The 19,316-nt window shown below is 57.5% G+C and carries 16 protein-coding genes; 11 read left to right on the forward strand and 5 right to left on the reverse strand.

Annotation, left to right across the window (positions count from 1 at the left end; all coding sequences use genetic code 11):
- Window positions 1–81 precede the first annotated feature (81 nt).
- Window positions 82–648, reverse strand: coding sequence for an ADP compounds hydrolase NudE (nudE, locus tag QCD69_RS09615; protein ID WP_253457626.1), 567 nt, complete (start codon window positions 646–648; stop codon window positions 82–84).
- A 406-nt stretch (window positions 649–1,054) separates the two neighbouring features.
- Here nudE and QCD69_RS09620 point away from each other — a divergent pair, with 406 nt between their 5' ends.
- The 4 genes from QCD69_RS09620 to pckA all read left to right on the forward strand — a co-directional run bounded on the left by QCD69_RS09620 (window position 1,055) and on the right by pckA (window position 6,537).
- Window positions 1,055–3,193, forward strand: coding sequence for an intracellular growth attenuator family protein (locus tag QCD69_RS09620; RefSeq protein WP_301251841.1), 2,139 nt, complete (start codon window positions 1,055–1,057; stop codon window positions 3,191–3,193).
- Window positions 3,194–3,333: 140 nt separating this feature from the next.
- Window positions 3,334–3,735, forward strand: coding sequence for a ribosome-associated heat shock protein Hsp15 (gene hslR / locus QCD69_RS09625; protein ID WP_301251843.1), 402 nt, complete (start codon window positions 3,334–3,336; stop codon window positions 3,733–3,735).
- Between the two features lie 23 nt (window positions 3,736–3,758).
- Window positions 3,759–4,637 carry an Hsp33 family molecular chaperone HslO gene (gene hslO, locus QCD69_RS09630; protein ID WP_253457617.1) on the forward strand — a complete coding sequence of 293 codons (879 nt, stop codon included), beginning with the start codon at window positions 3,759–3,761 and terminating at the stop codon, window positions 4,635–4,637.
- Between the two features lie 286 nt (window positions 4,638–4,923).
- Window positions 4,924–6,537 carry a phosphoenolpyruvate carboxykinase (ATP) gene (pckA, locus tag QCD69_RS09635; RefSeq protein WP_301251845.1) on the forward strand — a complete coding sequence of 538 codons (1,614 nt, stop codon included), beginning with the start codon at window positions 4,924–4,926 and terminating at the stop codon, window positions 6,535–6,537.
- 58 nt (window positions 6,538–6,595) lie between these two features.
- On the opposite strand, the gene envZ is transcribed toward pckA, so the two are convergent.
- Window positions 6,596–7,945 carry a two-component system sensor histidine kinase EnvZ gene (envZ, locus tag QCD69_RS09640; RefSeq protein WP_253457611.1) on the reverse strand — a complete coding sequence of 450 codons (1,350 nt, stop codon included), beginning with the start codon at window positions 7,943–7,945 and terminating at the stop codon, window positions 6,596–6,598.
- On the reverse strand, window positions 7,942–8,661 hold the full coding sequence (ompR, locus tag QCD69_RS09645; RefSeq protein WP_001157751.1) for an osmolarity response regulator transcription factor OmpR: 720 nt from the start codon (window positions 8,659–8,661) through the stop codon (window positions 7,942–7,944). The genes envZ and ompR overlap by 4 nt, the downstream gene beginning before the upstream one ends.
- A 290-nt stretch (window positions 8,662–8,951) precedes the next feature.
- Here ompR and greB point away from each other — a divergent pair, with 290 nt between their 5' ends.
- The 5 genes from greB to QCD69_RS09670 all read left to right on the forward strand — a co-directional run bounded on the left by greB (window position 8,952) and on the right by QCD69_RS09670 (window position 16,417).
- A complete protein-coding gene (greB, locus tag QCD69_RS09650) occupies window positions 8,952–9,431 on the forward strand; it encodes a transcription elongation factor GreB (protein ID WP_253457608.1) in 480 nt (159 codons plus the stop codon).
- Window positions 9,432–9,529: 98 nt separating this feature from the next.
- On the forward strand, window positions 9,530–11,845 hold the full coding sequence (locus QCD69_RS09655; RefSeq protein ID WP_301251846.1) for a Tex family protein: 2,316 nt from the start codon (window positions 9,530–9,532) through the stop codon (window positions 11,843–11,845).
- A gap of 224 nt (window positions 11,846–12,069) precedes the next feature.
- On the forward strand, window positions 12,070–12,294 hold the full coding sequence (locus tag QCD69_RS09660; RefSeq protein ID WP_253457602.1) for a FeoA domain-containing protein: 225 nt from the start codon (window positions 12,070–12,072) through the stop codon (window positions 12,292–12,294).
- A 14-nt stretch (window positions 12,295–12,308) separates the two neighbouring features.
- Window positions 12,309–14,612 (forward strand): Fe(2+) transporter permease subunit FeoB, encoded by a 2,304-nt coding sequence (feoB, locus tag QCD69_RS09665; protein ID WP_301251848.1) that lies wholly within the window; start codon window positions 12,309–12,311, stop codon window positions 14,610–14,612.
- 95 nt (window positions 14,613–14,707) lie between these two features.
- Window positions 14,708–16,417 carry an alpha-amylase family glycosyl hydrolase gene (locus tag QCD69_RS09670; RefSeq protein WP_253457596.1) on the forward strand — a complete coding sequence of 570 codons (1,710 nt, stop codon included), beginning with the start codon at window positions 14,708–14,710 and terminating at the stop codon, window positions 16,415–16,417.
- 18 nt (window positions 16,418–16,435) lie between these two features.
- Here the strand turns inward: QCD69_RS09670 and QCD69_RS09675 are convergent, their stop codons facing one another.
- Together QCD69_RS09675 and bioH are read right to left on the reverse strand one after the other, a co-directional pair.
- Window positions 16,436–16,705, reverse strand: a complete 270-nt coding sequence (locus tag QCD69_RS09675) for a DUF1471 domain-containing protein (protein ID WP_253461199.1) — start codon at window positions 16,703–16,705, stop codon at window positions 16,436–16,438.
- Window positions 16,706–16,847: 142 nt separating this feature from the next.
- Window positions 16,848–17,624 (reverse strand): pimeloyl-ACP methyl ester esterase BioH, encoded by a 777-nt coding sequence (gene bioH / locus QCD69_RS09680; protein ID WP_301251850.1) that lies wholly within the window; start codon window positions 17,622–17,624, stop codon window positions 16,848–16,850.
- Between the two features lie 34 nt (window positions 17,625–17,658).
- Here bioH and gntX point away from each other — a divergent pair, with 34 nt between their 5' ends.
- Complete coding sequence (gene gntX, locus QCD69_RS09685) at window positions 17,659–18,378, forward strand: DNA utilization protein GntX (RefSeq protein ID WP_301251852.1); 720 nt, start codon at window positions 17,659–17,661, stop codon at window positions 18,376–18,378.
- 20 nt (window positions 18,379–18,398) lie between these two features.
- Complete coding sequence (gene nfuA / locus QCD69_RS09690; RefSeq protein WP_125289892.1) at window positions 18,399–18,974, forward strand: Fe-S biogenesis protein NfuA; 576 nt, start codon at window positions 18,399–18,401, stop codon at window positions 18,972–18,974.
- Window positions 18,975–19,316: the final 342 nt, after the last annotated feature.

Consider the following 19,316-nt stretch of genomic DNA (forward strand, 5'->3'; position numbering starts at 1 on the left):
CCGGGCCCTGTCGCCCGTGCCTGACGGCCACAAAAAAAGCCCGGTTTTTACCGGGCTTTTCTTTGGAATGCTGTCGCGTTTTTAGTAGCTCAGCCGCCCCTGGCGAATCAACCACTCCCGCACCATAAACAGCGCGCTGACGTTGCGCGCCTCGCAAAAATCAGGCTCCTGCAGCAGCGCCATCAGGTTATCCAACGGCCAGCGAACCTGCGGCAGCGGTTCCGGCTCGTCGCCTTCCAGCCGCTCTTCGTAAAGATCTTCCGCCACGATGATATTCATCTTGCTGGAAAAATAGGACGGCGCCATGGTGAGCTTGCCCAGCCATTCCTGCTGACGTGCGCCAAAACCTACCTCTTCCTTCAGCTCGCGGTTGGCGGCTTCCGCAGGCGTTTCGCCCGGATCGATCAGGCCTTTAGGGAACCCCAGCTCATAATTTTCCAGTCCGACGGCATATTCCCGGATAAGAATAAGATGGTTGTCCACAATGGGGACGATCATCACGGCTTCACGTTCAGTGGGTTTCATTCGCTCATAAACGCGCTCAGCACCGTTGCTGAACACTAAATCCACGGCCTCCACGGTAAACAGACGCGACCGCGCGACGGTTTCAACATTCAGGATTTTAGGTTTTTGCAGTTGTCCGGTCATAGTGGCCCCAGGGAAAAGCCAAAAAAATGAGCGTAATAGCTCGCCAGTCGCGGTAAATTTACCGACAGTTACGCTATTGTGCGGCAGTGAAAGAAGGTTGCCAATCAGCGCATGAATTATTTTACACCGTTATAACAAATCCACCCGTAAGTAATTAAAAAGTTTTAAAAAAGTCAATGCGTGTTTTACAAAATAAGAATATACCGATATTGCTACGGCCTATGGCTTGTTACCATCTCGGTCGGGGCTAATCTACTATTATTCTAATTTTATGATTTTGCGCGTTATTTTATTAAACTTCGCGGATTGCCAGCGCTGCCTGAAGCCGTCACAATATCGATATAACTATGATTCAGGCCGGTAATTTCCAGCACAATGGCAGGAGCAGGATGGCAGGGAGAAAAGCATGAGCACAATAGTCATTATATTGGCTGTAATGCTGGCCTGTTCACTCGGAGCGGGTTGTTTTTTCTGGTACGCTATGCGGCATCGCCCGCCGTTGGCGAAACCGCTGCCATTCATTAGTCCGCCTTTTCGCAAGCTGAGCGACGACGAGCGTAAAGCCGTTGAACGCTACATCGGCTCTTTAGCGAAGCACCGCAGCATTCCGCTTCCCGGCGGCAATACACATGCAAACGATAATCTGGCGCTAACCTCGCAAAGCAGCAACGTCTATCCGGTTACCCGCTCTATTACCCGCTACGGCCTTTCCACCGACGATCCGCACAAATGGCGTTACTATCTGGATGCGGTTGAAGTGCATCTGCCGCCGCTGTGGGAACAGTACATCGCCGAAGAAAATTACGTCGAGCTGATCAAAACGCAAACTATTCCGCTGGTGGTTTCGCTCAACGGGCATTCGCTGGTCAACTACGTTTACGAGCCGCCTGCGCTGGGGACGGTAACGCGGCCTGCGGCGCAAAACGCCTCGATCAGAAAAGAAGAAAGCGAAAACATTGAGCTGCTTAGCGTGCGTAAAGAGACGCCTGAAGAGTATATGCTCAGCCGTCCCGACGGCACGCGCGAGGCGGTAGCTATCAGCCTGGGGCTGCTGCTGCTCTTTTTTAGCCTGATTAGCCCGGCGGTAATGATGCCGTGGCTGGTGGTCACCGCGCTGGTCATTATCCTTATCAGCGCCTGGTCGCTCTGGCGGCGGCCAGGCGAGAAAGACCTGCGGGAAATCCACTGCCTGCGCGGCGCGCCCAAACGCTGGGGTCTGTTCGGCGAATCCAACCAGGGCCAGGTCAGCAATATTTCACTCGGCATTATCGATCTGATCTATCCTCCCCACTGGCAGCCTTACGTGGCGCACGATTTAGGCCAGCCTACCGAAGTGGATATCTATCTTAACCGTCAGGTCGTGCGTCAGGGCCGCTTTCTGTCACTACAGGATGAAGTCCGCAATTTCCCTATTCATCGCTGGCGCAAAAACCTGGTGCTGGCTACGGGTTCGCTGCTGGTGCTGGTGCTGCTGGTTTTTCTGGTGCCGCTAAGTATGCCGCTCAAGCTAAGCATCGCCTGGCTGAAAGGCACCGAAAGCGTCCAGGTGCACAGCGTGGGCGATCTGGAAAACGTTGCCTTGCGCATCGGCGACTCCCTTAAAGTCAGCGGTGAAGGCATGTGTTCAGTCCCGGCGACCTATCAGGGCAACCGCAGCTACGCGTTTATGCCTTTCGACTGTTCGGCCGTCTACTGGAATAACGCCGCTCCCCTGCCCCAGCCGCAGTCGGATATTATCGATAAGGCTACCGCCCTGCTGAACACCACCAGCCTGCAGCTGCATCCACAGAACAGCACCGATCCCAAGCTTAATCCGCAGCTCGCCACGGCTATCCAAAAATCAGGCATGATCCTGCTGGATGACTTTTCCGATATCGTGCTGAAAACGCAGGATCTGTGCAGCCAGGAGCAGGACTGCGTCAGGCTGAAAAACGCGCTGGTCAACCTTGGCAACGCTAAAGACTGGGAAACGCTGGTGCGTCGGGCGGACTCTGGCGCGCTGGCCGGCACCAATGTGCTGCTGCGACCGGTCAGCGCCGAAGCGCTGGAAAACCTGGTCAACACCGCCACCTCTTCGTTTTTCTATCGGGAAACAAGACGCGCGGCGGAAGCGCTTAACAGCCCGCCGCCCGGCGGTTTTCTGATCCTCAGCGATGAAGGCCGCCAGCTGGTCAATCAGCAGGCGCCCGGCATCTCCCTGTTCGACTTCAACGCGCCCGACCAGTGGCCGGAATTACAGCGCCTGGCGGGCATGCTGCTGCACACGCCGTTTTCCGCCAGCGGCATCGTGACCAGCATTACCACCGACGCCAACGGCACGCGGCATATCGCGCTGCACAGCGAGCCGGACGCCACCCGACTGGGCCACTATCTCGGCACCACCCTGCTGCTACTGATCGTTGCCTTAAGCTTTATCTTTAACGGTCTGCTGGCCCTCAGACGTATTCATCTCAATCGCGTGCGCACCACGGCGATTCAGGACTATTACGATAAGTGTTTTAACCCCGCGCTAAGCACGCCGCAGACTATCCGACCGCTGTTCTGAGCCCGTCGGTTTTATGCTATTTTTAAGGTTATCGTCCTCTCTGCGCCATCCCGCATGACGCTCTCCGGCTTAAGCCGGAGAGGCACCTTGATTTCCGACAGGCAACCCATACATAGGGATATTCCCAAACAGGAGCAGCGATGAAAGAGAAATCCGCAGAAGCGGTTCGGCTCGATAAATGGCTGTGGGCCGCTCGCTTCTATAAAACCCGCGCGGTCGCACGTGAGATGATTGAAGGCGGCAAAGTGCACTACAACGGCCAGCGCAGCAAGCCGAGCAAGCTGGTGGAGCTGAACGCCCAGCTAACCTTACGCCAGGGCAATGATGAACGTACGATCATCGTTCTGGCAACGGGTGACCAGCGTCGTCCGGCCGCGGAAGCCCAGCAGATGTATGCCGAAACGGCTGAAAGTATTGAGAAGCGGGAAAAGATAGCGCTGGCGCGAAAAATGAACGCGTTGACTATGCCGCATCCTGACCGTCGCCCTGACAAAAAAGAGCGCCGGGACCTGATGAAATTTAAAAATTCTGGCGACGAATAAGCTTGCCACAACGAGAGAGAATTATGGCTCATCAAGACCAAATGCACCGTTATCTGTTTGAAAATTACGCCGTACGCGGCGAACTGGTGACGGTATCCGACACCTGGCAGCAGATTATCAACGGTCACGATTACCCGCTGCCGGTACAGAAAGTGCTGGGCGAGCTGCTGGTCGCCACCAGCCTGCTGACCGCCACGCTGAAGTTCGACGGCGACATCACCGTGCAGCTTCAGGGCGACGGCCCGCTGAACCTGGCCGTGATCAACGGTAACAATCGTCAGGAAATGCGCGGCGTGGCCCGTGTTAACAGCGAGATCGCGCCGGACAGCAGCCTGAAAGAGATGGTCGGCAACGGCTACCTGGTGATCACCATCACGCCAGCCAAAGGCGAACGCTATCAGGGCGTGGTTGGGCTGGAAGGCGAAACCCTGGCCGAGTGTCTGGAAGACTACTTTATGCGTTCGGAGCAGCTGCCGACCCGCCTGTTTATCCGTACCGGCGAAGCGGAAGGCCAGGCTGGCGCAGGTGGTATTCTGCTGCAGGTTCTGCCCGCGCAGGACGCCAAAACAGAGGACTTCGAGCATCTGGCGACGCTGACCGACACCATTAAAACGGAAGAGCTGCTGGGCCTGCCGGCCAACGAAGTGCTGTGGCGACTGTATCATCAGGAAGAAGTCACGCTCTACGATCCGCAGGACGTGATCTTCCGCTGCACCTGTTCGCATGAACGCTGCGGTGAAGTTCTGCGCAGCCTGCCGGAAGAAGAAGTGAATGAGATCCTGGCCGAAGACGGCAAGATCGATATGCATTGCGACTACTGCGGCAGCCACTATATTTACGATGCTGTAGATATCGCAGCGATCCGCAACGACTCTGCCGCCGGCGACGAGCGCGTGCACTGATAATACTGCGCCGTCGCCAGGCGGCGCATCTCTCTGACCATCCTATGCCTTTTTACCGTAGTCATTCCGCAAAACCCTTACGCAAATGCATACGCTGAGGCGATAATAAGCGTTTCATGTGTCGCCTCTCATTTCTGCCTCCTGTTGCTTTTCCTCAGCCTTTAGCCGTGTAAACTGCGCGCGATCGCAATTTACACTTTATTAAGAATTTGATAACCACTACGGTTAACGGCACGTGATTTCCCTTCATCTGTAATTACAACCGACCCGACAAAGGAGCAGTAACATGCGTGACCTGACCCAGCAGGATCTCGTCGATTATGGCATCACGGACGTGGTTGAGATCCTTTACAACCCGGATTTCGACACGCTGTACAGGGAAGAAACGCGTCCCGAACTGAGCGGATATGAACGCGGTATCGAAACGCAATCCGGCGCGATTGCCGTCGATACCGGCATCTTTACCGGCCGTTCCCCCAAAGATAAATATATCGTGCGTGACGAGACAACTCGCGACACGCTGTGGTGGAACGATCAGGGCAAAGGCAAAAATGACAACCAGCCGCTTTCGCAGGAAATCTGGCAGGATCTGAAAGCCAAAGTCACCAAACAGCTCTCCGGCAAACGTCTTTTTGTTGTGGATGCCTGGTGCGGCGCTAACCCGGATACGCGTCTCAGCGTGCGTTTTATTACCGAAGTGGCCTGGCAGGCGCATTTCGTTAAGAACATGTTTATCCGGCCGGATGAGGCGGCGCTGGCCAGCTTCGAACCTGACTTTGTGGTGATGAACGGCGCGAAATGCACTAACCCCGACTGGCAACAGCAGGGGCTGCATTCCGAAAACTTTGTCGCGTTTAACCTGACCGAGCGCATCCAGCTGATTGGCGGCACCTGGTACGGCGGCGAGATGAAGAAAGGGCTGTTCGCCATCATGAACTATCTGCTGCCGCTGAAGGGTATCGCGTCGATGCACTGTTCGGCCAACGTTGGCGAAAAAGGCGATGTGGCGGTGTTTTTCGGCCTCTCCGGCACCGGCAAGACCACGCTGTCGACCGATCCAAACCGCCAGCTGATCGGCGACGATGAGCACGGCTGGGACGATGACGGCGTCTTCAACTTTGAAGGCGGCTGCTACGCCAAAACCATCAAGCTGTCTGAACAGGCGGAGCCGGAAATCTATCACGCTATTCGTCGCGATGCGCTGCTGGAAAACGTGGTGGTACGCGCCGACGGTTCGGTGGACTATGACGACGGCAGCAAGACCGAGAATACCCGCGTCTCCTACCCGATTTACCACATCGACAACATCGTGAAGCCCGTGTCGAAAGCGGGACACGCCCGTAAGGTGATCTTTCTGACAGCGGACGCTTTCGGCGTGCTGCCGCCGGTGTCGCGCCTGACGCCGGAGCAGACGCAGTATCACTTTCTGTCAGGTTTTACCGCCAAGCTGGCCGGTACGGAGCGTGGCGTCACCGAACCGACGCCGACCTTTTCCGCCTGCTTTGGCGCGGCGTTCCTGACGCTGCATCCGACGCAATACGCCGAGGTGCTGGTAAAACGCATGGCGGCGGCGGGCGCGGAAGCTTATCTGGTCAATACCGGCTGGAACGGCAGCGGCAAACGTATTTCGCTGAAGGACACACGCGCCATTATCAACGCTATCCTCAGCGATGAGATTGCCGGGGCGGAAACCATCACGCTGCCGATCTTTAACCTGACGGTGCCGCTGGCGCTGCCAGGCGTGGACAGTGCGATCCTCGACCCGCGCAACACTTACGCCGATGCCGCACGGTGGGAAGAGAAAGCGCGCGACCTGGCGCAGCTGTTTATTACTAATTTTGATAAGTATACCGATACGGCCGCCGGTGCGGCGCTGGTATCCGCCGGCCCGCAGCTGTAGGCCAGGCGTGATAAAAAAGGCCGGATGTCTGACATCCGGCCTTTTTCATTGTTGCGGCTTATCCCGTCACGACCGCAGGCGCGGTGCTGGGCGGCAAAGGCAGCCAGGCGCGGATACATAATCCGCCCCGCTCGCTTTCGCCAATTTCCAGCGATCCCTGATGCGCATCGATAATGCGCTGCACGATCGCCAGCCCCAGCCCTGTACCGCTGGTGCTGCGGGCGCTGTCGCCGCGCACAAAAGGCTGAAGCAGGTGCTTAAGCTGCTCGGGCTTGATCCCCGGCCCGTCATCCTCTACCTGGAACCAGGCGCGCTGTAGCTCGCTGCCGCTGCTGACCTTGATCCAGCCGTTGCCATAGCGAGCGGCATTAACCACCAGATTGGCGACCGCGCGCTTGATCGACAACGGATTGATATCCAGCATCAGTTCCGTCGGCATTACCGCGTTCTCGATTTCCCGCTCGTAGCCGCTTTCCGCCGCCACGACCTCGCCTACCACGCTATTGAGATCCGCACGCTCGGTCTGCATCTCCTGCCCGGTACGCAGGTAGTCGATAAACTGCTCGATAATGGCGTTGCATTCTTCAATATCTTTGTTGATCGATTCCGCCAGGTAGCCGTCTTCCTGCGACATCATTTCAGTGGCCAGGCGAATACGCGTCAAAGGCGTGCGCAAATCGTGGCTGACGCCTGCCATCAACAGCGTGCGGTCGTCGGCCAGCTGCTTCACGCCTGCCGCCATCTGATTAAACGCCCGCGTCACCGATCGCACTTCAGACGCGCCGTATTCCCGCAGCGGCGGCGGAATAATGCCCTTGCCCACCTGAAGCGCGGCGTGCTCCAGCTCCACCAGCGGTCGGTTCTGGATGCGGATAAACAGCCATGCGCCGCCTATCGCCAGCAGCATAATCGCCAGCGTGTAGCGGAACAGCGGCGAGAAGTCGCCCTGATGAATTTCGGTCAGCGGCACCCGCACCCAGATATCGGGCGAAAGCCAGGTTTTCAGCCAGACAACCGGCGAATTTTTGTTTACTTCGACGCGTACGTCGGTTGGGCCGCCGAGCTGCTGCGCCATCTGCTGGCTGAGAAACTCGTAGTGTTGCGCCCAGCGTAATCCGCTCTCTTCCGCCGCCGCATTGGTATACAGCGAAATACCCAGCTCGCGATAGATTTCCCGGCGAAACGCTGGCGGCACTTCAAGCTGCGTGCCGTCCTCCAGCTGCAGCCTGTCGGTCATCAGCATTCGCACCTCATACGCCAGCACCTTATTAAACTGCTGCAGGCTGGGCAGAATGGCGAAATTCAGCACCACCAGATAGGTCGTCACCAGGCTGACAAACAGCAGGGTGACGATCAGCAGCAGCGTGCGGGCAAAGGAACTGCGGGGAGAGAAGCGGAGTCGCCTCATGCTTTACTGCCGTCCGGTACAAAGACGTAGCCTAAACCCCACACGGTCTGGATATAGCGCGGATGGGCCGGATCTTCTTCCACCATGCGGCGCAGACGGGAAATCTGCACGTCGATAGAACGCTCCATCGCGCTGTATTCGCGGCCGCGCGCCAGATTCATCAGCTTGTCGCGGGAAAGTGGCTCGCGCGGGTGGCTCACCAGCGCCTTCAGCACGGCGAATTCTCCGCTGGTCAGCGGCATCGGCTCGTCTTCGCGGAACATTTCGCGCGTGCCCAGGTTCAGCTTAAACTTGCCGAAAGCGATAACCGCTTCTTCCTGCGAAGGCGCGCCCGGCAGCTCGTTGGCCTGACGACGCAGCACGGCGCGGATACGGGCCAGCAGTTCGCGTGGGTTAAACGGTTTGGGAATATAGTCGTCGGCACCGATTTCCAGCCCTACGATACGATCCACTTCTTCCCCTTTCGCCGTGACCATAATGATCGGCATCGGGTTGCTCTGGCTACGCAGACGGCGGCAGATAGAAAGACCGTCTTCGCCCGGCAGCATCAGGTCCAGCACCATCAGGTGGAAGGATTCGCGGGTCAGCAGACGATCCATTTGTTCAGCGTTCGCGACGCTGCGCACCTGGAAACCCTGCTCGGTCAGATAACGTTCTAACAGCGCGCGCAAACGCATATCGTCATCCACGACCAGGATTTTGTAGTTTTCTTGCATTTCGATACTCCAAAGGCGCTATTGCCTGCGCCGGTATTCTTAAAAAAGATGCCTGAATGTAACAGTCAATAATGGTTTATATTCTAGCCGAAATTGTTACAAAGCATATTAAACAGCAGCTTATCTTTAATTTATCCGCGAAACTACCCCTTCAGCCGCCCTCTTTTTGCACTGAAAGATCAGGACAAACAATCAGTAACGGCGGGCCAGAAAAAACGTGAAGGTATTTGCATCGCCGGCCGGGCCGCAACAAAATAATGCGCGCACTCCCGAGAAAGAGAAGGACGACAATGAAAACCAAACTGATCACCCGCGAAGGTTACGACAAGCTGAAAGCCGAGTTGGACTATCTCTGGCGCGAAGAGCGTCCGGAAGTGACAAAAAAAGTGACCTGGGCCGCCAGCCTGGGCGACCGCAGCGAAAACGCCGACTACCAGTACAACAAGAAACGCCTGCGTGAAATTGACCGCCGCGTGCGCTACCTGACCAAGTGTCTGGAGCAGCTGCGCATCGTGGACTATTCGCCGCAGCAGGAAGGCAAAGTGTTCTTTGGTGCCTGGGTCGAAGTGGAAAACGACGACGGGGAACTCAAGCGCTTTCGCATCGTCGGCTACGACGAGATCTTCGGCCGCAAAGACTACATTTCTATCGACTCGCCTATGGCGCGCGCGCTGCTGAAAAAAGAGGTAGGCGATCTGGCCGTGGTGCAGACGCCCGTTGGCGAGGCGGGCTGGTACGTCAACGACATCACCTACGTTAAACAATCCTAATCCTGCGGATCTGCGGCCTCCTTAAGGCCATACGCTGGCAATTGCCGTCGGCAATCCGTAGACTTGCCGCAGTTTCTCAAGCCATAAAGTAACCGACAATGAAAGATTCGCTGAGCCGCATAATTGCAAGTGAGCTGCAGGCACGGGCAGAACAGGTTGATGCCGCTGTCCGTCTGCTGGATGAAGGAAACACCGTGCCGTTTATCGCACGCTACCGTAAGGAAGCGACCGGCGGCCTGGACGATACCCAGCTGCGCCAGCTGGAAGCGCGCCTGGGCTACCTGCGCGAGCTGGAAGAGCGCCGTCAGTCGATCCTGAAATCCATTGGCGACCAGGGCAAGCTGACCGACGAGCTGGCCGAGGCTATCGGCAGCACGCTGAGCAAAACCGAGCTGGAAGACCTTTACCTGCCCTACAAGCCGAAACGCCGCACGCGTGGACAGATTGCTATCGAAGCGGGCCTGGCGCCGCTGGCCGACGCCCTGTGGCAGGATCCTTCCCACGAGCCGGAGCAGTTTGCCGCAGGCTTTGTCGATGCCGAGAAAGGCGTGGCCGACACCAAAGCCGCGCTGGACGGCGCGCGCTATATCCTGATGGAGCGCTTTGCGGAAGACGCCACGCTGCTGGCGAAAGTGCGTGACTATCTGTGGAAAAACGCCCATCTGGTATCGCGAGTGGTGGAAGGCAAGCAGGAAGAAGGCGCCAAGTTCCGCGACTATTTCGATCATCACGAACCGCTGTCTACCGTGCCTTCGCATCGCGCGCTGGCCATGTTCCGTGGCCGCAACGAGGGCGTACTCCAGCTTGCATTGAACGCCGATCCGCAGTTTGACGAGCCGCCGCGCGAAAGCCAGGGCGAACAGATCATCGCCAATCATCTCAACCTGCGCCTGAACAACGCCCCGGCGGACAGCTGGCGCAAAGCGGTGGTGAGCTGGACATGGCGCATTAAAGTGATGCTGCATCTTGAAACCGAGCTGATGGGCACGGTACGCGAACGCGCGGAAGACGAGGCGATTAACGTGTTCGCCCGTAATCTGCACGATCTGCTGATGGCCGCGCCTGCGGGTATGCGCGCCACGATGGGTCTGGATCCGGGTCTGCGCACCGGCGTGAAGGTCGCTGTGGTGGACGCCACCGGCAAGCTGGTCGCCACGGATACGGTTTATCCGCATACCGGCCAGGCCGCCAAAGCCGCCGCTGCGGTCGCCGCGCTTTGCACAAAGCATCAGGTTGAGCTGGTGGCGATCGGCAACGGCACCGCCTCGCGCGAAACCGAACGTTTTTATCTGGATGTGCAAAAGCAGTTCCCCCAGGTTAAAGGCCAGAAGGTCATCGTCAGCGAAGCGGGCGCCTCCGTCTATTCCGCTTCCGAGCTGGCCGCGCTGGAGTTTCCGGATCTGGACGTTTCGCTGCGCGGCGCCGTTTCCATTGCCCGTCGCCTGCAGGATCCGCTGTCCGAGCTGGTGAAAATCGATCCGAAATCGATCGGCGTCGGCCAGTATCAGCACGACGTCAGCCAAAGCCAGCTGGCGAAAAAGCTGGATGCGGTGGTGGAAGACTGCGTTAACGGCGTGGGCGTGGATCTGAACACCGCTTCCGTGCCGCTGCTGACCCGCGTCGCCGGCCTGAGCAAGATGATTGCGCAGAATATCGTTAACTGGCGCGACGAGAACGGCCGCTTCCGCAATCGCCAGCAGCTGCTGAAGGTCGCCCGCCTGGGGCCGAAAGCCTTTGAACAGTGCGCGGGCTTCCTGCGTATCAGCCAGGGCGATAACCCGCTGGATGCCTCAACCGTTCACCCGGAAACCTATCCGGTCGTCGAGCGCATCCTGGCCGCCACCGAGCAGGCGCTGAGCGATTTGATGGGCAACTCAACCGCGCTGCGCGATCTGCGCGCCGTGGATTTCACCGACGAGAAGTTTGGCGTGCCGACGGTCAGTGACATCCTCAAAGAGCTGGAGAAACCGGGCCGCGATCCGCGTCCCGAGTTCAAAACCGCCCAGTTTGCGGAAGGCGTGGAAACCCTGAATGACCTGCTGCCGGGCATGGTGCTGGAGGGTGCCGTCACCAACGTCACCAACTTCGGCGCTTTTGTCGATATCGGCGTGCATCAGGATGGCCTGGTGCATATCTCTTCGCTGGCCGACAAGTTCGTCGACGATCCGCATAAGGTGGTGAAAGCGGGCGATATCGTCAAAGTCAAAGTGATGGAGGTCGATCTCCAGCGCAAGCGTATCGCCTTAACCATGCGTCTTGACGAGCAGCCGGGTGAAACCAACGCTCGCCGCAGCGCCGGTCGCGACGCCGGTCGCCCTGCGCAGAATAAAGCGCGTCCGCGTCCTGCCGCACAGCCTGCGGGCAACAGCGCGATGGGTGATGCGCTGGCCGCCGCCTTCGGCAAGAAGTCCTGATCGCGGGCGCTAACGCGCCCGTTCTGCAAAAAGCGTGCGGCTCGCCCGATCCGCACGCTTAACCGGCATTTTTTTTGCGCGCCCTTCGCTTTTTTGTTTCCTGTTTACTTTCCAGATAACTTCCTTCGGCGTAAATTTGTCCTACATCAACTGAAGTAATAATCATTCTCAATATAATCACCCCAGTCAATTATCACGGCAGCGTAGCCTGCCAGGGTGGTGCTATGAAATTTCTTGCCAATCGCTATTACGCAATCAAAGGTTTCTCTCCGGCTATCAGTCCGGGCTTCCGGCAAAAACTGCTGTTGCAGGGGCTTTGTCCCGGTTCTCGCTTTCAGGTTAAGGCCGTGGCGCCGTTCGGCGGCCCCGTCAAAATCGAAAACGGCTATGCCAGCCTGGCGCTGCGCCGCAAAGATCTTTCCCTTATCCAGCTTGACTGCCTGAACTGAAAGCGAGCGACTCTATGAAAACCACGACGATCGGCCTTATCGGCAATCCCAACGCCGGGAAAACGACCCTGTTTAACCAGCTGACCGGCGCCCGCCAGCGCGTCGGCAACTGGGCTGGCGTCACCGTGGAGCGCAAGGAAGGTTCCTTTACCACCGCGCAGCACAAGGTGCAGCTGGTGGATCTGCCTGGCACCTATTCACTGACCACCATGTCGGAGCAAGGCTCGCTGGATGAGCAGATCGCCTGTAGCTATATTCTGAGCGGCGAGGCGGATCTGCTGATCAACGTGGTTGACGCCAGCAACCTGGCCCGCAATCTGTACCTGACGCTACAGCTGCGCGAGCTGGGCGTACCCTGCATCGTCGCGCTGAACATGCTGGATATTGCGGAAAGTCAGCATATCCATATCGATGTGGCGCAGCTGGAAAAAGCGCTGGGCTGCCCTGTACTGCCGCTGGTGTCCACACGCGGCACGGGCATCGATCGGCTGAAGGCGGCGATTGACGACTTTGACGGTCGGGCCAGGGTATTGACCGTCGATTATCCCGAAGAAACGGAGCGCCACGTCGCCACGCTCCAGGCCGCCATGCCGGTTCAGCTGCCGCTTTCGCGTCGGCGCTGGCTGGCCCTGCAGATGCTGGAAGGCGACGTCTGGTGCCGTATTCAGGCCGGTGAGCGCGCCGCAGCGCTGGCGGCGCAAATCGGCCCGGAAGCAGCGCCGCTTGCCATCAGCCAGGCTCGCTATGCCGCGATTGAAAAGCTGTGCCAGCGCGCCAGGGGAAAACAGACGGCCATTCCGCCTCGTCTCTTCGGGCTGCTTGACGCACTGGTGCTGCATCGCTGGCTGGGTATCCCCATTTTCCTGGCGGTGATTTATCTGATGTTCTTTCTCGCCATCAACCTGGGCGGCGCGCTGCAACCGCTGTTTGAACAGGGTAGCGCGGCCATCTTTGTCGACGGCATGCAGTGGCTGGGCGCAACGCTGCACTTCCCTGGCATGCTGACGCTGTTCCTGGCGCAGGGCATCGGCGGCGGCATCAATACGGTGATGCCGCTGATCCCGCAGATTGGCCTGATGTATCTGTTTCTCTCTTTTATGGAGGATTCCGGCTATATGGCCCGCGCGGCTTTTGTCGTGGATCGGCTGATGCAGGCGCTGGGGCTGCCCGGCAAATCCTTTGTGCCGCTGATCGTCGGCTTCGGCTGCAACGTGCCTGCGGTGATGGGCACCCGCACGCTTGACGCGCCGCGCGAACGGTTGATTACGCTGCTGATGGCGCCCTTTATGTCATGCGGCGCGCGGCTGGCTATCTTTGCCATTTTCGCCTCGGCTTTCTTCGGCCAGCACGGTGCGCTGGTGGTATTCAGCCTCTATCTGCTGGGGATCCTGGCCGCGATCGTCACTGGCCTGGTGCTGAAGCACACGCTGCTGCGCGGCGAGGCGACGCCTTTTATGATGGAAATGCCTGCCTGGCACGTGCCGCATCTGAAAAGCCTGTGCCTGCAAACCTGGCAGCGGCTGAAAAGCTTTGTGCTGCGCGCCGGCAAGGTCATCGTGATCGTGAGCGTGATTATCGGCGGTCTGAACAGCTTTTCGTTCAGCGGCCAGCCCGTTTCCAGCATCAATGATTCGGCGCTGGCGACGGTAAGCCGTCAGCTGACCCCGCTGCTCGCTCCGATTGGCGTCAGCAGCGATAACTGGCAGGCTACGGTCGGGCTGCTCACCGGCGCGATGGCGAAAGAAGTAGTTATCGGCACGCTGAATACGCTTTATACCGCCGAGGCGCTGCACGAAGAAACCTTCGATCCACAGAGCTATAGCCTGCTGGCGGAGCTGAAAGGGGCGGTAACGGAAACCTGGCAAAGCGTGAAGGAAACATTCAGCCTGAGCATGCTGCTGCATCCGCTTGATGCCAGCAAAGGCGACGGCGATATGGCAAGCGGCGCGATGGGCATGATGCACAGCAAATTTGCCAGCGATACCGCCGCCTATAGCTATCTGATTTTCGTGCTGCTTTACGTGCCTTGCGTGTCGGTGATGGGCGCGGTAGCGCGCGAAAGCAGCACCGGCTGGATGCTGTTCTCAAACTTTTGGGGGCTGAGCCTGGCCTACAGCCTGGCGGCAACGTTTTATCAGCTTGCCACCTTCACCAGCCATCCGCAGTCAAGCTCGATAGTCCTGGTCGCGGTCGCCCTGTTTAATCTGCTGCTGCTGGCGGTGATGAAAAACATCAGGCTGCCGCCAGCCCGGCTGTCGGTCAGAACCCTTGATGCCAATGGCTGCATGGGATGCAGTAAAAAAGGCAGCTGCCACTAAAGCGTCAGCCGCCGCAGGAAGTTGCGATTTCGCTTCCAGGGTCTACAGTGAACATTACGTGGCTGTAAACCAATGCGGTGGCTCACTTTATAAAAATGGAAATTATCAATAACTTAATCGATAAGATCTATGAGGGCGCTTTTCCCGCCGATACGCTGAACCAGCTGACGGAAGCCATCAGGCAGACGCAAAAAGAACTCGGCTACCAGCGTAAAGCGCACTGGGACGAAAAAGACGTGGTGCTGATTACCTACGCCGATCAGTTCCGCGAGCGCGAGGCGCCCACGCTGCGCACCTTCTCCCGCTTTTATCAGCAGCATCTCAAGTGCTTTACCCTGGTTCATCTTCTGCCTTTTTTCCCCTACTCCTCCGACGATGGCTTTTCGGTCATTGACTATCATCGGGTCAATACCATCTGCGGCGACTGGTCAGACGTGGCGGAACTGCATCAGCATACGCGGCTGATGTTCGATTTCGTTTGCAACCATATTTCTGCCCACAGCGCCTGGTTTAAGCACTATCTGGCACAGGATCCCGGCTGGGACGATTTCTTTATCAGTATGCCGCCCGGCACGGATCTCAGCGCGGTAACGCGGCCCAGAACCTCGCCGCTGCTGACGCCTTTTACGCTGGCAAACGGCGAAACCCGTTTTATCTGGACCACCTTCAGCGCCGATCAGATCGACCTGAATTTCGCCAGGCCAGAGGTGCTGCTGAGCATGGTCAGGGTGCTGCTCGACTATCTGGTAAAGGGCGCGGACTACGTGCGGCTGGATGCGGTGGGCTATATGTGGAAAACGCCCGGCACCTCGTGCATCCATCTGGAAAAAACGCACCTGCTGGTGAAGCTGTTCCGCGCTATCGCGGAGGAAGTCGCGCCCGGCACGGTGATCATTACCGAAACCAACGTGCCGCATAAAGACAATATCAGCTACTTCGGCAACGGGCGCGATGAAGCGCAGATGGTCTATCAGTTCTCGCTGCCGCCGCTGTTGCTGCACGCTATCCATTATGGCTCCTCACGCGCGCTCAAGCAGTGGGCAGCCTCGCTGGGCGTCGGCAACGGCACCACCACCTGGTTTAACTTTCTGGCCTCGCACGACGGCATCGGCCTGAATCCGCTGCGCGGCATCCTGCCGGAAACCGAAATCGTGTCGCTGGTCAGGGATCTGGCGCTTGAAGGCGCGCTGATCTCCTATAAAAACAATCCTGACGGCACCAGCAGCCCCTATGAGATCAACGTTACCTATATGGATGCGCTGAATAAAAAAGAGGACAGCGACGAGGTGCGCTTCCAGCGCTTTATGCTGGCGCATGCGGTACTGCTGGCTTTTCCCGGCGTGCCGGCGGTTTATATTCAGAGCATTTTGGGTTCACGTAACGATATGGAAGGGGTAAAAGTAGCGGGCCACAACCGGGCCATTAACCGCGAAAAATACGCTATCGGCGAGATTGAAGCCGCGCTCAGCGATACCCGCTCGTTACGCCATAAGGTGTACCATGGGCTGAGCCAGCTGATTCAGTTAAGAACGCGCCAGCCCGCTTTTCATCCCGATAACCCTGCCGAAGTGCTGGAAAGCGATAACTCACTGTTTATTTTGCGACGTCGATCGGCGCAGACGCATGAAGAGATGCTCTGTATTTATAATCTGAGCGGTAAAGAAGTTAGCTGGACGCTGCCGGACGATCGGCTCTACCGTAATATTGCCGGTAACAGCATTTTTAACAGTAATCATCCGCTGACGCTGCCGCCGTGGCACTTTCTGTGGCTGAAAAATGTGGGAGAGAAACAGCAGGCAGAATGAATTCTGCCTGCCGAAAGCTTACTTATAAACGTCTGCGGTCGCGCTGAATTTACCGTGTTCACGGCCGGCGATAATCAGATAGTATTTGCCGCCCTTCTCATCCGCCAGCTTCGACAGCACCGCTTTGGCATCCATTGGCGAAGTGGTTTCCGCCGTGGTGTGCACCGTGCCGATTTTTTCCAGGTTCATGGTTTTGACTTCTTCTCGGGTCACCTCTTTCGCCGCCAGCGCGGCAAAAGGCAGGGACAGCGCCAGAAAGGCAACGGCCATCGTTTTTAATTTCATCAGAGACACTCCCGGTTAATGTTATTGTCGTCGGCTGCCGGATGAGAATGCTGGACAGGAAGCCTGTCCACTCAGAGGTAAAGCGGTCAGCAGCCCCTGATAATTATTATCGGTAACCCGCAATTCGCCAGTTTTCTGGACAAAATTAACGCGGCAATTTCAATCCAAAATCAATCAGTTGCTCGCAGAACGCTTCGGCATGGGAAATAAAAGGCGCGTGTGCGGCCTTGTCGATGATAACCGCTTCGCTGTCGGGCCAGCGCGCATCCAGCAGCGGCGCGATTTTACGCGGCACCAGGCCGTCCAGCGCGCCGTAAATACGCAGCAGCGGCACCTGTAATGCCTGCATCGGTTCGCGCAGATCGACGGTGCGCAGAATTTCCAGCCCGCCCTGCAGCACGCTGACTTCCGGAGCAGGCAGCGAGAGCACCACGCTTTTGAGCTGGCGCGCATCCTGCCTGGCCGTTTCCGTGCCCAGCGTTTGCAGCGCCAGGAAGCGCTCGACGGTACGCTGAAAGTCCTCGCTCAGCTGCTGCTGAAAATTACTTAGCGTCTCGGGTTTGATGCCCGGCCAGTCGTCCTGCGCGGTAAAACAGGGTGAAGAAGCCACGCTGACCAGCCCGCTGACGCGTTGCGGATGCTGCAACGCCAGCGAACTCGCCACCAGGCCGCCTAACGACCAGCCCAGCCAGACGGCGCGGGCAGGCGCAAAGGGCAGCAGGTTCGCCACCATCTCCTCCACGCCCATCGCCGGAAACCCTTCGCTGCGGCCATAGCCGGGCAGATCCACCAGGTGCAGACGAAAATGCGGGCTGAGTCGCGCAATGATGTACTGCCAGACGCCCGCGTTCAGTCCCCATCCGTGGAGCATCACAAGATCGCGATCTCCCGTGCCGATTGTCTGCCAGTAAAGCTGAGCCATCTATTACTATCCTGTTTTTGTCATGGAGGACGCTATGCTAACAATGCCCGCCGCCTGTTGGCTATGCCGGATGCCGCTGACGCTGGCCCATCACGGTATATGCAGTTACTGCCAGCGCGCCCTGAAACCGCCCTGCTGCTGTCCGCGCTGTGGCTTATCTACCTTTTATCCCAATGAGGAGTGCGGCCGCTGCCAGCGTCATCCGCCCTCGTGGCAGCGGCTGATTTTCGTCGCCGACTGGCAGCCGCCGCTAAAAGAGCTGGTCAAAAAACTGAAGTTTTCGCAGCAAACAGCACTATCGGTGATGCTGGCGCGCCTGATTTTGCTAACCTGGTTAACGGCCCGTCGTGAAGGCAGGCTCCAGCGTCCCGATCTGCTGCTCTACGTTCCGCTGCATCGCAGCCGCGCCTGGCGGCGTGGTTATAATCAGCTGGACGATATGGCCCGCTATCTGGCGCACTGGCTTGCCATTCCCTGCGCGCCGGGCGGCCTGAGCCGGAAAAAAAGGACACGGGTTCAGCACTTTTTATCGGCCCGCGCCAGACGGCGTAATCTGCGGGGCGCCTTTAAGGTTGAAATCGAGGTGAAAGGACGGCATATCGCTTTACTGGATGACGTCGTCACCACCGGCAGCACCGTTGAAGAAATCGCCCGGCTCCTGCTGCGTGCGGGTGCGGCCAGCGTACAGGTCCTGTGCCTTTGCCGCACCTTGTACAGCGTCGGCGATGAGCGTAAAATAAACCCACTAATTTAGTCAACTATTGAGCAATCGCCATGATCCGAATTACTGATTCTGCGCAAGAGCACTTCGCAAAACTGCTGTCAAAACAGGAAGAGGGCACCCAGATTCGCGTATTCGTTATCAATCCGGGTACGCCCGGTGCGGAATGCGGCGTTTCTTACTGCCCACCCGATGCGGTAGAAGCCACCGACACCGAGCTGAAGTTCGAGAAGCTCTCCGCCTACGTTGATGAACTGAGCGCGCCCTACCTGGAAGATGCCGAGATTGATTTCGTCACCGATAATCTGGGTTCCCAGCTGACGCTGAAGGCGCCAAACGCCAAAATGCGTAAGGTGAGCGACGACGCGCCGCTGATCGAGCGCGTGGAATATCAGCTCCAGGCCACCATTAACCCACAGCTGGCGAGCCACGGCGGCAAGGTATCGCTGATGGAAATCACCGACGACGGCTTCGCTATCCTGCAGTTCGGCGGCGGCTGTAACGGCTGTTCAATGGTTGATGTGACGCTGAAAGAAGGTATTGAGAAAGAGCTGCTGGCGACCTTCCCCGAGCTGAAAGGTGTGCGCGATCTGACCGAGCACCAGCGTGGCGAACACTCTTTCTACTGAGTGCGCTAAACTACCGCAATGAACCGGGTGAGTCATGGGCCGCCCGGTTTTTTTATACAGCCTCTTTCATGCCTTAAAAAATCAGGACATAAATTCTGATACCGATTGGTTAAATGGCTGCACAGGCCCAACTCTTCTGCTTCTGCTTCTGCTTCTGCTTCTGCTTCTGCTTCTGCTTCTGCTTCTTCCGTCAGTATTTATAATATTTCAGGCACCTCATCTTTTATTTTCCAGTTATTTATTACGTTACAGGGTCAATTAACCTTCTTTACTATTACTTACTTTAAAGGCGCCGGAAAAATAATCACCCTTGATTAAAGGAGAACGCAAGAGATATCATTT

Origin of the sequence: Erwinia sp. PsM31 (genome assembly GCF_030433775.1) — a bacterium.
GTDB classification, from domain to species: Bacteria; Pseudomonadota; Gammaproteobacteria; order Enterobacterales; family Enterobacteriaceae; genus Erwinia; species Erwinia aeris.

What these genes read in the sequence shown, in the direction of transcription:
- QCD69_RS09655 (WP_301251846.1), top strand. Translation starts at nt 9,530, where the DNA reads ATGAAAGATTCGCTGAGCCGCATAATTGCAAGTGAGCTGCAGGCACGG.
- pckA (WP_301251845.1), top strand. Translation starts at nt 4,924, where the DNA reads ATGCGTGACCTGACCCAGCAGGATCTCGTCGATTATGGCATCACGGAC.
- feoB (WP_301251848.1), top strand. Translation starts at nt 12,309, where the DNA reads ATGAAAACCACGACGATCGGCCTTATCGGCAATCCCAACGCCGGGAAA.
- hslR (WP_301251843.1), top strand. Translation starts at nt 3,334, where the DNA reads ATGAAAGAGAAATCCGCAGAAGCGGTTCGGCTCGATAAATGGCTGTGG.
- hslO (WP_253457617.1), top strand. Translation starts at nt 3,759, where the DNA reads ATGGCTCATCAAGACCAAATGCACCGTTATCTGTTTGAAAATTACGCC.
- envZ (WP_253457611.1), bottom strand. Translation starts at nt 7,945, where the DNA reads ATGAGGCGACTCCGCTTCTCTCCCCGCAGTTCCTTTGCCCGCACGCTG.
- ompR (WP_001157751.1), bottom strand. Translation starts at nt 8,661, where the DNA reads ATGCAAGAAAACTACAAAATCCTGGTCGTGGATGACGATATGCGTTTG.
- nudE (WP_253457626.1), bottom strand. Translation starts at nt 648, where the DNA reads ATGACCGGACAACTGCAAAAACCTAAAATCCTGAATGTTGAAACCGTC.
- QCD69_RS09670 (WP_253457596.1), top strand. Translation starts at nt 14,708, where the DNA reads ATGGAAATTATCAATAACTTAATCGATAAGATCTATGAGGGCGCTTTT.
- greB (WP_253457608.1), top strand. Translation starts at nt 8,952, where the DNA reads ATGAAAACCAAACTGATCACCCGCGAAGGTTACGACAAGCTGAAAGCC.
- nfuA (WP_125289892.1), top strand. Translation starts at nt 18,399, where the DNA reads ATGATCCGAATTACTGATTCTGCGCAAGAGCACTTCGCAAAACTGCTG.
- gntX (WP_301251852.1), top strand. Translation starts at nt 17,659, where the DNA reads ATGCTAACAATGCCCGCCGCCTGTTGGCTATGCCGGATGCCGCTGACG.
- QCD69_RS09620 (WP_301251841.1), top strand. Translation starts at nt 1,055, where the DNA reads ATGAGCACAATAGTCATTATATTGGCTGTAATGCTGGCCTGTTCACTC.
- QCD69_RS09660 (WP_253457602.1), top strand. Translation starts at nt 12,070, where the DNA reads ATGAAATTTCTTGCCAATCGCTATTACGCAATCAAAGGTTTCTCTCCG.
- bioH (WP_301251850.1), bottom strand. Translation starts at nt 17,624, where the DNA reads ATGGCTCAGCTTTACTGGCAGACAATCGGCACGGGAGATCGCGATCTT.